The 12,329-nt window shown below is 65.2% G+C and carries 9 protein-coding genes; 2 read left to right on the top strand and 7 right to left on the bottom strand.

The window, feature by feature from the left end; genetic code table 11:
• From AWB68_RS38695 to AWB68_RS38680, 4 genes are all read right to left on the bottom strand, one after another.
• Positions 1-371 (bottom strand): thiolase family protein (locus AWB68_RS38695; protein ID WP_268810972.1); only part of this gene is annotated, 371 nt, incomplete at its 3' end.
• Positions 372-457: 86 nt separating this feature from the next.
• Positions 458-2,410, bottom strand: coding sequence for a class I poly(R)-hydroxyalkanoic acid synthase (gene phaC / locus AWB68_RS38690; protein WP_374729652.1), 1,953 nt, complete (start codon positions 2,408-2,410; stop codon positions 458-460).
• Positions 2,411-2,992: 582 nt separating this feature from the next.
• A complete protein-coding gene (gene pgeF / locus AWB68_RS38685; RefSeq protein ID WP_087649490.1) occupies positions 2,993-3,823 on the bottom strand; it encodes a peptidoglycan editing factor PgeF in 831 nt (276 codons plus the stop codon).
• Between the two features lie 5 nt (positions 3,824-3,828).
• Positions 3,829-5,064: an RluA family pseudouridine synthase gene (locus AWB68_RS38680; RefSeq protein WP_087649487.1), complete on the bottom strand. Its 1,236-nt coding sequence runs from the start codon at positions 5,062-5,064 to the stop codon at positions 3,829-3,831.
• 42 nt (positions 5,065-5,106) lie between these two features.
• Here AWB68_RS38680 and AWB68_RS38675 point away from each other — a divergent pair, with 42 nt between their 5' ends.
• Complete coding sequence (locus AWB68_RS38675) at positions 5,107-5,940, top strand: outer membrane protein assembly factor BamD (RefSeq protein ID WP_200828917.1); 834 nt, start codon at positions 5,107-5,109, stop codon at positions 5,938-5,940.
• Positions 5,941-5,989: 49 nt separating this feature from the next.
• Here AWB68_RS38675 and yoaA read toward each other — a convergent pair whose 3' ends face one another.
• The 3 genes from yoaA to AWB68_RS38660 all read right to left on the bottom strand — a co-directional run bounded on the left by yoaA (position 5,990) and on the right by AWB68_RS38660 (position 9,379).
• The gene (gene yoaA, locus AWB68_RS38670; protein ID WP_087649485.1) at positions 5,990-8,233 is read right to left on the bottom strand and encodes a DNA repair helicase YoaA; all 2,244 of its coding nucleotides are present in this window, start codon (positions 8,231-8,233) and stop codon (positions 5,990-5,992) included.
• Positions 8,234-8,300: 67 nt separating this feature from the next.
• Positions 8,301-8,531, bottom strand: coding sequence for a DUF465 domain-containing protein (locus tag AWB68_RS38665; RefSeq protein WP_087649484.1), 231 nt, complete (start codon positions 8,529-8,531; stop codon positions 8,301-8,303).
• A gap of 104 nt (positions 8,532-8,635) precedes the next feature.
• Positions 8,636-9,379, bottom strand: coding sequence for a colicin transporter (locus AWB68_RS38660; protein ID WP_087649483.1), 744 nt, complete (start codon positions 9,377-9,379; stop codon positions 8,636-8,638).
• A 346-nt stretch (positions 9,380-9,725) separates the two neighbouring features.
• On the opposite strand from AWB68_RS38660, the gene AWB68_RS38655 reads away from it, so the two are divergent.
• Positions 9,726-12,077, top strand: a complete 2,352-nt coding sequence (locus AWB68_RS38655) for a Tex family protein (protein ID WP_087649489.1) — start codon at positions 9,726-9,728, stop codon at positions 12,075-12,077.
• Positions 12,078-12,329: the final 252 nt, after the last annotated feature.

Raw genomic sequence — 12,329 nt, 5'->3', positions numbered from 1 at the left:
ACGTGCGGCGCCGCGCTCATGTTTTCCTGGCCGCCGGCGATCACGATGTCCGCATCGCCCGCGATGATCGCGTTGGCTGCCAGCATCACGGCCTTCAGGCCCGAGCCGCACACCTTGTTGATCGTCATGCCCGGCACGGCCGCGGGCAAGCCCGCCTTGATGAGCGACTGGCGCGCCGGGTTCTGGCCGGAGCCGGCAGTCAATACCTGGCCGAGGATCACTTCGCTGATCTGTTCCGGTTTCAGGTTCGCGCGTTCGAGCACGGCGCGAATCACGGCTGCACCCAGATCGGGCGCGGCAATCTTTGCCAGCGACCCGCCGAATTTGCCGACCGCTGTGCGTGCGGCCGATACGATCACTACGTCAGTCATTTCAGTTTCCTTTTGGCTTCGAATGTTAAAGCGAGCTCTACAACTTCAGTGCGCGGATGACGCACCGTCGAGGCGGCGAGAGCGGCTCAATGGTCACGCTGCAGCACATAGCGGCCGGGCGCCGCTTCGATTACAGGATAGTCCTTCGAGCCGAGCGCTGTCGGCGCCTTCACCTTCTTGCCGGCAAAGCCGTCGAGCCAGTTCGTCCAGGTGGGCCACCAGCTTCCCGGATGTTCGGCCGCGGCGCCGAACCACTCGTCCGCGTCGGCGGGCAGGGTTTTGTCTTCCGTGTCGAGAATCCAGAAACTGCGCTTGTTCTTCGACGGCGGGTTGATCACCCCCGCGATATGCCCCGACGCGCCGAGCACGAACTTCTGCGGCCCGGTGAGCAACGGCGCCGACGCGTACGCCGACTTCCACGGCACGATGTGATCCTCGCGCGAGCCGTAGATGAAGGTCGGCACGTCGATGCGCGACAGGTCGACCGGCTCGCCGCACGTCGTCACTTCGTTGGGAACGCGCAGTTTGTTCTCGAGGTACGTGTTGCGCAGATACCAGACGCACATCGGACCGGGCAGGTTCGTCGAGTCGCTGTTCCAGAACAGCAGGTCGAACGCTTGCGGCGTGCGTCCTTTGAGGTAGTTGTCGACGACATAGTTCCACACCAGATCGTTCGGGCGCAGATACGAGAACGTGTTGGCGAACTCGACGCCGCGCATGAGTCCCGGTTGCGCGCCGTTCTTGCCACCGATGGTCTGCTCGCGCATCTGCACGTGGGCTTCGTCGACGAACACGTCGAGGATGCCCGTGTCCGAGAAATCGAGCATGGTGGTGAGCAGCGTCATCGATGCGGCCGGATGTTCGCCGCGCGCCGCCGCAACCGCGAGCGCCGTCGACAGCAACGTGCCGCCGATGCAGAAGCCAAGCGTGTTGACCTGCTCGCGGCCGGTGATCTGCTTGACGATGCCGATCGGTTCCAGGACGCCTTGCTCGATGTAGTCGTCCCAGGTCTTGTGCGCGATCGACTGGTCGGCGTTGCGCCACGACAGGATGAACACCTGATGGCCCGCATCGAGCGCATGGCCGACGAGCGAGCTTTCCGGCTGCAGGTCGAGGATGTAGAACTTGTTGATGCACGGCGGCACGATCAGGAGCGGCCGTTCGAACACCTGCGCCGTATGCGGCTTGTAGTGAATCAGTTGCAGCAGATCGTTCTCGTACACGACCGAGCCTTCCGTCGCGCCGATGTTCTGGCCGACCACGAAGCGCGATTCGTCCGACTGCGAGATCTTGCCGCGCTGCATGTCGTTCAGCAGGTTCATCATGCCCTGCCACAGACTCTCGCCCTTGCTCTCGATCAGCGTTTTCTGCGCTTCCGGATTGAATGCAAGGAAGTTGCTCGGCGAGGCGGCGGCGGTCCACTGCTGCACCGTGAAGCGGATGCGTTCGCGCGTCTTCGGATCGGTGTCGACGGCTTCGGCCAGTTCCTGCAGATAGCGCGCGTTGAGCAGATACCACGCGGCGGTGAAGGCGTAGGCCGGCGTCGCCTGCCATGCCGTCGTGCTGAAGCGGCGATCCTTGAGCGAGCCCGGATCGATGCTCTGGGCGCTCGCCTGCTTGAGCAACTCGACGACATCGCGCGAATAGTCGTTCTGCAACTGCTGAAGACGCTCGGGTGCGATCGCGGCGTTCGGGATCTGCGGCATCGCGGGCAACGCGCCGCCCAAGCCGGGGATGGCCTGCAAGCCCGGAATCTGGCTCGCGAACGCCGAGAAATCGGGAATCGTGCCGAGCTTCGCGAAATCGGGCATCGGAGGCATCGTGAACGGGGCCGCGCCCGGCACGCCAGCCAGTCCCGCCAGGCCCGCGAAACCGGCGAAGGGATTCGCGGCAGTCGCGTCGCTTGTGCCATTCCCACCGCCGTCGGCCGTGCTGGCGCCATTGGTCTGCGGAGTCAATTGTTGACCGAGCTTTGCCCAATGCGCAGGATCGGCGACCGACCGCCACGCGTTCAACCATTGCTCGAACACTTGCTGCATGCCCGCCGTGTCGGCGGGACGCGCGCCGGCCGATGTCGTATCGGCGGTTTCTGGGCGGGAAGTTTGAGTAGATGTTTTAGAGGCAGCCATACCCGCTTTTGACCTATGAGTCTCGAAAGACTGATTGCTAATGCAGGCGCTGCAGAGGCTCGCCGTGACCAGCGCGCAAATGTTGCGCCAAGTGCGCGATGGAAGCTGACCTTTCCACGCCGTGCCTGATTTTTAAGATTCCGGAAACATTCTTGCTCCCGAGTATCAGGCATGTCAATGGTTTGCCCCGATTTTGCCGCAGTGCGATATTTTTTTAATTATCGTTTTCCCCCATCCAATCGTTGCTTTCGAGCGGCCCTTTAGTCCGGCTCCATCCCATGCGCCGGACGACACACGCGAACATGTCTTGCGTATTGCAATGCAACGAAAATTATCGGCAGTGCTGTTGCGGAGGACTTGTGTGGGTGTGGCCTCGTGAGTGTCTTGTTCATGGAGCTAGCGATCGTTGCCCGCAGCGGGCTCAGGCTCGAAGAATGAAAGGCCGTTGCGAATCGCCCCGCAACGGCCTTGTCAGATCGAATGTGCCAAACGTCAATCGGCAAGCCAGATCATCGCGGCCATGCGCCCCGTCACGCGGTCCCGTCGATAGGAATAGAAGCGCTCGCGCTCCGTCACCGTGCAGTGCGTGCCGCCATGCACGCGCGTTCCCTCGATACCCGCGCCAGCGAGACGCAAGCGCGCGAGCGCATAAATATCGGCGAGGTACTTGCCGTGCGCCTGCGTGGCAGTGAACGCGGCAGCGGTTGCATCGCGCTGCGTGGCATCGGCTGCCGACACGAACGCATCGAGCACATCCTCGCCGACTTCGAACGCCGAGGGCCCGATCGCCGGACCCAGGTACGCATGCAACGCGGACGTGCTCGCGCCTGCGAGCGCGGCGACGCGCCCGGCCGTCTTCTCGACGATGCCCGCAGCAAGCCCCCGCCAGCCCGCGTGCGCCGCACCGACCGCGCGGCCCGCTTCGTCGCAGAACAGCACCGGCAGGCAATCGGCGACCATCACGACGCACACTGCTCCCGGTCGATCCGTGACGCTCGCATCGGCCCGGACGGGGTCTGAGCCGCATCGGTCGATCACCGCGCCGGCTTCCTGAATGTCGGCGCCATGAACCTGCTCGAGCCACGCGGCGGCCGGCATGCGCGTCAGTTCGAGCACGCGGCGGCGGTTTTCACGCACGGCGTCGAGTGAGTCGCCGGCATGCAGGCCGAGGTTCAGACCGCCCTCGCCCGGCCGCCCGCCGCCATAAGGCGCCACGCTGACGCCGCCGTTGCGCGTCGTAACCAACGCTCGCACGCGCGGCGACACGCGCCACTCGGGCCACAGGCAATCATCCCCGGCGAGTGCGGCATTGGCGTGGCTCATGTCGCTCATTCTTCGTCGTCCTCGTAATCGGCATCGTCCTCGAAGCCTTCGTCCCCTTCTTCAACTTCGTACGCCTCGATGAAATCGTCATCATCGTCGTCGTGATCCAGTTCCTCTTCGCGGCCGAGCCCCAGTTCCGCGGCGAGCGTCGCGATGTCCTCGGGGACGTCGGCGCGCCAGTGGACGTCCTTGCCCGACACCGGATGAATCAGGCCCAGCCGCCACGCATGCAGCGCCTGGCGCTGGAAGCCGTTCGGCAGCGGCGTCACGGACCGCTTGCCACGCGCGTGCCCGTACACCGGATCGCCGAGCAGCGGATGCCGCGTATGCGCGCAATGCACGCGAATCTGATGCGTGCGTCCCGTTTCGAGATCGCAATGAATCGCGGACACCGGCTGGCCGTTCCACAGCGCGCGATCGAAGGTCCGGTAATGCGTGCGCGCGGGCTTGCCCGACGCGCTTTCCACCACCGCCATGCGCGTACGGTCGCGCGGATCGCGGCCGATCGGGGCATCGATCGTGCCTTCGTCCGGCATGGTGCCCCACACCAGCGCGACGTAGCGGCGCTTGACCGTGCGCGCCTGCAACTGCCGTGTGAGGAGCGTCTGCGCTTCCAGCGTGCGCGCGACGACCATCAGCCCCGACGTCTCCTTGTCCAGCCGATGCACGATGCCCGCGCGCGGCAGGCCGGCGGCCGCCTCGCCATAGCGGTACAGCAGCCCGTTCAGCAGCGTGCCGCTCCAGTTGCCCGCCGCCGGATGCACCACCATCCCGGCCGGCTTGTTGATGACGACGAGCGCGTCGTCTTCGTACACGATCTCGAGCGGCACCGGCTCCGGCGTGAACGCCAGTTGTTCGGGCAGCAGATCGGGCACGAGCGTGATCGTGGCGCCGAGCGGCACCGGCTGGCGGATCTTCGCGGGCGTGCCATCGATCTGCACGCGCTGCGCGTCGATCCACGCCTGCAACCGGCTTCGCGAGAACTCGGGAAACATCTTCGCCAGCACCTTGTCGAGCCGGTCGCCCGCGTACTCGTCGGGCACGCGGACGATGCGTGGCGTTTCGGCGTCGGCGCGGCGCTCGGCGAGCATCGTCGGCACGGGGTCGACGCCGCCCGGATCGAGCGGCGCGGCAGGCTCGTGCGCCGGGGCGGAATCGTCCGGGCGTGCGTCGTCGGCCGTTGAGCTTGGGCTATAATCTTTGTTGCGATCTTTGGTACGACTAGTACTTGAGCGGGTCATTTAGACTGAAAGCCGGGAAATAGCTAGGAAATGCAAGCACTGATGCGAGCCCTGAAAACCACCAAACAATCGATGCTGAAATCGATCAAGTACCTGGCACTGGCCGCTGGCGTTGCCATTGTCGCGGGTTGCCACGGCCTGCCCGAGAAGACCGACGAGACGGCAACCTGGAATAACAACAAATTATATACGGAGGCTCAGGACGCGCTTTCCGGCGGCGACTTCGGCAAGTGCGCGAAGTACTTCGAAGCACTCGAAGGCCGCGACCCGTTCGGCCACTTCGCGCAGCAGGCGCAGATCAACGTTGCGTACTGCAGCTGGAAAGACAGCGAGACCGCCGCCGCCGACCAGGCCATCGACCGCTTCATCAAGCTGCACCCGGACCACCCGGACATCGCCTACGCGTATTACCTGAAGGGGATGATCCACTTCAACGACGACCTCGGTCTGTTCGGCCGCTTCTCCGGCCAGGACATGAGCGAGCGCGACCCGAAGTCGCTGCGCGAGTCGTATGACGCGTTCAAGATCGTGGTCGACCGCTATCCGAACAGCAAGTATGCGCCGGACGCCGCGCAGCGCATGCGTTATATCGTGAACGCGCTGGCGTCGCACGAAGTGCACGCCGCCGATTATTACTACCGGCGCGGCGCGTATGTGGCGGCGATCAACCGCGCGCAACTCGCCATCCGCGAATACAAGAACGCCCCGGCAACCGAAGACGCGCTGCACATCATGATGCTGTCGTATGAGAAGCTGGCGCAGCCGCAACTCGCCGACGACACCAAGCGCGTGCTCGCCGCGACGTTCCCGGACAGCCCGTATGTGACCGGCAAGCGCCGCGCGGGCGTCGAAAAGCCGTGGTATCAGATCTGGTAAGCGGTACGCATTGGCACAAAAAAACCCGGCTACGACGAGCCGGGTTTTTTTATTCCTCGATCTGAGCGACCGCGCCGCCCGGGTTCGCGAAGAACTCACGCACCACGTCGATCTCGCGCGTGCGCTTGAACGGCGGCAGGCTTTGCCAGATGCGCCGGCCATACGGCTTGTCGACGAGACGCGTATCGCAGATCATCAGCACGCCGCGATCCGTTTCCGCGCGAATCAGCCGTCCCGCGCCCTGCTTGAGCGTGATCACCGCCTGCGGCAACTGGTGCACGGCGAACGGGCTCAAGCCCTTCTTCGTGAGCGCATCGAGCCGCGCCGAGAGCACCGGATCATCGGGCGGCGCGAACGGCAGCTTGTCGATCACGACGAGCGACAGCGCGTCGCCGCGCACATCGACACCTTCCCAGAAGCTCTGGCTGCCCACCAGGATCGCGTTGCCGTATGAGCGGAAGCGGTCGAGCAATTCCGTGCGGCTCGCGTCGCCCTGGACCAGCAGCGGATAGTCCCAGCCGCGCTGCTCGATCATGTCGCGCAGGCGCATCGAAATGCGGTCGACGGCGCGCAGCGTCGTGCACAGCACGAACACGCCACCGCCCGAGGCTTCGATCGCCGGCAACGCGGCTTCGAATACGGCATCGGTGAATTGCGGCGACGACGGCTGCGGCAGGTTGCGCGGCACGTACAGGAGCCCTTGCGTCGGATAGTCGAACGGGCTCGGCAAGGTCATCGAGCGGCGCGCGTTCAGGCCCATCTGCGCCGCGTAGTGGGTGAAATCGCCGCGCACCGAGAGCGTCGCCGAGGTGAAGATCCACGCGCGCGGCACGCCCGCGCGCTGCTTCGCGAAGATCGGCGCGACCGAGAGCGGCGTCTCGTGCAACTGCACGGTATGCGAGAACACTTCGATCCAGCGCACCATCTCGTTCGGATCGGCCTTCGCGGCTTCCTTGGCAGTCTGCTCGTCCGCGACGACCGCGCGTTCCGTCGATGTCGGCGGCGTGGTCCAGCCGGCGAGCTGGCCCTGCAACTCGCGCGCGCGGCGCACCAGCGCCTGCAGCGATTCGGCGCGTTCCGCATGCGCCGACAGCGCGGCGCTCAACGCGTCGAGATGCGTTTCGAGCGTTTCGAGTGCTTCGAAGAGCGGATGATCGTCGGCGAGCTGGCCGAGCGACATGCGCACCGAGTCCTCCCGGAACGCGAGCCGCACGTCGCGCGCCGCGCGCTCGAGCGCGGCGCCGAGCTTGGTCCAGTCCACGGCGTCGCGGGCGTGGATCAGGCCTTCCGCGACCGAATCGCGCGCGAGTTCGAGGAACTGCGTCGTGGAGACGGTCTCGCCGAAGAAGAGCGTCGCGGTTTCGGGCAGTTGATGCGCTTCGTCGAAGATGATGGTGTTCGCGGTCGGCAGCAACTCGGCCATGCCGGTGTCGCGCAGCATCACGTCGGCGAAGAACAGGTGGTGATTCACGACGACGATGTCCGCCTGCTGCGCCTCGCGGCGCGCGTGCATCACGAAACATTCCTTGTAATGCGGGCATTCCTGGCCGAGGCAGTTGTCGCGCGTGGACGTGACCATCGGCCAGACCGGCGAGTTCTCCGGCACGCTCGCGAGCTCGGCCTTGTCGCCGGTGCGCGTGATCTTCGCGAAACGAATGATCTCCTGCAGATGCGACGTATCCTGGCGGGTCGGCAAGCGGCCGCTGTCGGCGGTGCGCTGGAGGTAGTAGTGACACAGATAGTTCGCGCGGCCCTTGAGCATCGCCACCGACACCGGCACGGCGAGCGCATCGCGCACGGTCGGGATGTCGCGCTGGAAAAGCTGGTCCTGCAGATGCTTGGTGCCAGTCGAGACGATGACCTTGCCGCCCCACAACATCGCCGGCACGAGATACGCGTAGGTCTTGCCGGTGCCCGTCCCTGCTTCGACGATCAGCGTGTTCTCGCCGCCATCGATCGCAGCCGACGCGGTCGCGATGCCCACCTCGTTCGCGCGCTGTTCGACGCTCGTGTGCGGCGCATCGGACGGCCCCGCTTTGCGCGCCGGACGCCGCTCCGCCTCGAACATCGCGGGCTCGGGCATCGCGCGGCCGGATGCCTCCATCGCCGCCGCCACGGCGCGCGCCATGTCGATCTGCGACGCACGCGAGCGATAGCCGTCGATCGCCCGCGCCAGCACGCCTTCGGAGGAAAAAATCGAATCGAGTTCGGCGCGGCGCTTGTCCGCGAGGACGAGCGCCGCGGCGGCGTCCGGCGCGGCGCTGCTGTTTGACGAGGCTGTGGGTGAATTCAAGGCAAGCGATTCCTGCTAGTGCCGATACGCGCGCCAGAGTACGGTCGATGAGTGGTTCACCGCCGGGTCAGTGCGCATCCGGCTCCAGCTGCAATTGCAGCAGGATGATGGTGTCTTTCACCTTGAGCTTGCGCTTCTTGAGGCGCCGCAACTCGAGGTCGTTGATGCCGGGCACGCTCGCCATTCTGCTGATGAGGCTGTCGAGGCCGTGATGCTCGGCCTCCAACTGCGCGATGCGGTCGCGGATCGTGGCTGCATCCACGGCTACGGGTGGCGCTGTGGTCAAACGCTGTTGCATGCTCGCCTCCTCACTTCGCGACGCGGCCCGCATCCGAATCAGATCGAATCGCGGCGACGCCCGAGGTTGCTGTCCGGCCGAAGGTGCTGCTGGTGCTGCTGGTGCTACTGGCTCTGCTGCTGTTGCTGTTTAAGTTGCTGCTGGCGCTGCTGTTCCTGTTGCGCGTCGAGCGCCTTCTGTTGCTGCTTGGCCGCCGCTTCCTTCTGCCGCGACTCGACTTCCGTCTTGTGAATCTCGGCCTGCCGCTGCTTCTCGGCGTAGCGCGCCGCCTTGTCCTCGCGATCGCGTGCATCCTGTGCGCCGCGCGCCCGGGCTTCGTCGAGCTGCTTCTGGTAGTCGGCCTGCTTCTTCTCGTACGCGGCCTCGTTCGCCGCGCGCTGCGGCGCCTCGGCGTTACGCTGTGCCGCCGACAGTTCGTTCTGACGCTGCTTCTCGGCAAACGACGTCTCGTTCGCCTTCTCGTTGGCTGCGCGCTGCGGCGCGTCGGCCGCGTATTGCGCGCGCTTGATCGCGGTTTGCTCGTCGCGTTGTTTCGCGTGCTGCGCGCGCTGCTCGTTGTCGAGCGCGAGTTGTTCGGTGCGAATCTGCTGGCGCGCCGTGCGCATTTCGTCGCGCGCCTTGTCGAGGCAGTGATTCACGAAAAACTTGCTGTAGCAGTTGTGCTGCGCCACGCCGTAACGGTAGTCGTTCTCCTCGGTGCGCAGGGTCAGCGCCTGTTGCCGACGGGTAAACTCGTCGGCGGTGGCGTTCGTGCTGGCGTCCGGCGACTCATCGAGCGGTTTTGCGGTGACCGAGGTCGTGGCGTCGATCGGCTTCGGCGTCTGCGCCGACACAGCCTGGGAAACCATCAGAAAAGCCGCTGAAAAGGCCAGCGCGGCTGCTCGCCACGGCGAACCGGAATACCAACCGGAGAACGACGCGAAAGCGGTTTTCGACGCGCTCGGGGACGATGCGTTCGACGTGACGTGAATAGTGCGGAAGGTCGGCAACGTAATAGGCAACTGAGAGGCAGGCGGCTTGAACGATCCTGAAATTCTATCACCGCGCGCCGGGACGCCCGGCCATTTATGGCAAAATCCCCCGCTTCACCAACCCGGCGGACGTGCTCGTGCCCTCAAAGCTCCCGCGAGCCTCGCGCGGGGCCTGCGCGCAGCGCCGACGCCCTTGATGAGCCAGCAGGCCGTGCAGAAACCCATGACGGAAACCGTAGCACTCAAGATCGTCCAGCGCATCGCCACCGAGTTGACCGTTCAGCCGCGCCAGGTCGCCGCCGCCGTGCAACTCCTCGATGAAGGCTCAACCGTCCCGTTCATCGCCCGGTATCGCAAGGAAGTGACCGGCAATCTCGACGATACGCAACTGCGCAATCTCGAGGAACGGCTCATGTATCTGCGCGAACTCGAAGACCGCCGCGCGACGATCCTCCAGAGCATCGGCGAGCAAGGCAAGCTCACCGACGAACTGCGCGCCGCGATCGAAGGCGCCGACAGCAAGCAGGTCCTCGAAGACCTGTATCTCCCGTACAAGCCGAAGCGCCGCACGCGCGCGCAGATCGCCCGCGAAGCCGGACTCGAACCGCTCGCCGCGGCGCTGCTCGCCGATCCGAAGCTCGATCCGCAAACCGAAGCCGCGAAGTTCGTCGACGCCGAGAAAGGCGTCGCGGACGTGAAGGCCGCGCTCGACGGCGCCCGCGACATTCTCTCGGAGCAATTCGGCGAAACCGCCGAAATCCTTGGCAGGCTGCGCACTTACCTGTTCAACCAGGGCCGCGTGATGTCGACGGTGGTCGACGGCAAACAAGGCGAGGAAGGCGAGAAATTCCGCGATTACTACGACTACAGCGAAACGATCCGCACGGTGCCTTCGCATCGCGCGCTCGCGCTCTTTCGCGGACGCAATGCTGGCGTGCTGACGGTGAAGCTCGGCTTGGGCGAAGAACTCGACGCACAAGTGCCGCATCCGGGCGAAGCGATGATCGCGCAGCACTTCGGCATTGCGAACCAGGGCCGTCCCGCCGACAAATGGCTTTCCGACGTGTGCCGCTGGTGCTGGCGCGTGAAGGTGCAGCCGAGTATCGAAAACGACCTGCTGACGCAGTTGCGCGAAGAAGCCGAAGCGGAAGCGATCCGCGTCTTCGCACGCAATCTGAAGGACTTGCTGCTGGCCGCTCCGGCCGGCCCGAAGGCCGTGATCGGACTCGATCCGGGTTTGCGCACCGGCGTGAAGGTCGCGGTCGTCGATCGCACGGGCAAGGTGCTCGCGACCGACACCATCTACCCGCACGAGCCGCGCCGCGACTGGGACGGCTCGCTCGCCAAACTCGCGCGCATCGCGGCAGCGACGCAGGCGGAGTTGATCAGCATCGGCAACGGCACGGCATCGCGTGAAACCGACAAGCTTGCAAGCGAACTGATCGCGAAGCACCCGGAACTGAAGCTGCAGAAGATCGTGGTGTCGGAAGCGGGCGCGTCGGTCTATTCCGCTTCGGAACTGGCCGCGAAGGAGTTTCCCGACCTCGACGTGTCGCTGCGCGGCGCCGTATCGATCGCGCGTCGCTTGCAGGACCCGCTCGCCGAACTCGTCAAGATCGATCCGAAGGCGATCGGCGTCGGCCAGTACCAGCACGACGTCAATCAGCGCGAACTCGCGCGTTCGCTCGATGCGGTCGTCGAGGACTGCGTGAACGCGGTCGGCGTCGATGCGAATACCGCGTCCGTCGCCCTGCTCGCCCGCGTGTCGGGCCTGAACGCGACGCTCGCGCGCAATATCGTCGAGTTCCGCGATGCCAATGGCCCGTTCCCGTCGCGCGAGCATCTGAAGAAGGTGCCGCGTCTCGGCGACAAGACCTTCGAGCAGGCGGCGGGCTTCCTGCGCATCAACAACGGCGCGAATCCGCTCGACCGCTCGTCGGTGCATCCGGAGGCGTATCCGGTCGTCGAGCGCATTCTCGCGAAGATCAACAAGCACGTCGCCGACGTGCTCGGCAAGCGCGAAGCGTTGTCGGGATTGTCGCCGGCGGAATTCGTCGACGATCGCTTCGGCCTTCCGACCGTGCGCGACATTCTCTCCGAGCTTGAAAAACCGGGCCGCGATCCGCGCCCCGAGTTCAAGACGGCGACCTTCCGCGAAGGCGTCGAGAAGATCTCCGACCTGGCGCCCGGCATGGTGCTGGAAGGCGTCGTGACGAATGTGGCGGCGTTTGGCGCGTTCGTCGATATCGGCGTGCATCAGGACGGGCTCGTGCACGTCTCGGCGATGTCGACGAAGTTCATCAAGGACCCGCACGAAGTCGTGAAGGCGGGCCAGGTGGTGAAGGTCAAGGTGCTGGAGACCGACGTCAAGCGCCAGCGCATTTCGCTGACGATGCGACTCGACGATGATTTCGCCGCGGCGGGTGCGCCGGCGGCGGGCGCGGGTTCGCCGCGCGGCGGGCAGGATCGGCGCGGCGGTGGCGGCAGCAATCGTGACGTGCGCGGTAACGGCAAGCGTGAGCCGGAACCGGCGGGCGGCGCGATGGCGGCGGCGTTCGCGAAGCTCAAGCGCTAAGGGGGGGTTGGTTGCCGCTCGCGCTTGGGGTTGGGTTGCCGTTTGCACCGTTTGATGCGCTTGTGCTTCTATGGAACTTGTTTTCTTTGTGGTTTATTTGCTCTGCCCCTGTCCGGGGCGGGACTCACTTTCTTTGCTGCTGCAAAGAAAGTAAGCAAAGAAAGCAGCTTCCCAACGCCAATCCTTGCCATGCGCCTCCAGCCCGTTCCCCCGGAGTGGTCCAACCGGGGGAGTGTCGTTAGCGGGGTTTCA

It is taken from the genome of Caballeronia choica (assembly GCF_001544535.1).
Lineage (GTDB): Bacteria > Pseudomonadota > Gammaproteobacteria > Burkholderiales > Burkholderiaceae > Caballeronia > Caballeronia choica.
The sequence above is the reverse complement of the archived record's forward strand: the minus strand, read 5'-3'. Positions and strand labels throughout refer to the sequence as shown.

Excerpts from the sequence above, each read along its gene's own strand:
- phaC (WP_374729652.1), bottom strand. The coding sequence starts at position 2,410 with ATGCAGCAAGTGTTCGAGCAATGGTTGAACGCGTGGCGGTCGGTCGCC.
- pgeF (WP_087649490.1), bottom strand. The coding sequence starts at position 3,823 with ATGAGCCACGCCAATGCCGCACTCGCCGGGGATGATTGCCTGTGGCCC.
- AWB68_RS38680 (WP_087649487.1), bottom strand. The coding sequence starts at position 5,064 with ATGACCCGCTCAAGTACTAGTCGTACCAAAGATCGCAACAAAGATTAT.
- AWB68_RS38675 (WP_200828917.1), top strand. The coding sequence starts at position 5,107 with ATGCGAGCCCTGAAAACCACCAAACAATCGATGCTGAAATCGATCAAG.
- AWB68_RS38665 (WP_087649484.1), bottom strand. The coding sequence starts at position 8,531 with ATGCAACAGCGTTTGACCACAGCGCCACCCGTAGCCGTGGATGCAGCC.
- AWB68_RS38660 (WP_087649483.1), bottom strand. The coding sequence starts at position 9,379 with ATGGTTTCCCAGGCTGTGTCGGCGCAGACGCCGAAGCCGATCGACGCC.
- AWB68_RS38655 (WP_087649489.1), top strand. The coding sequence starts at position 9,726 with ATGACGGAAACCGTAGCACTCAAGATCGTCCAGCGCATCGCCACCGAG.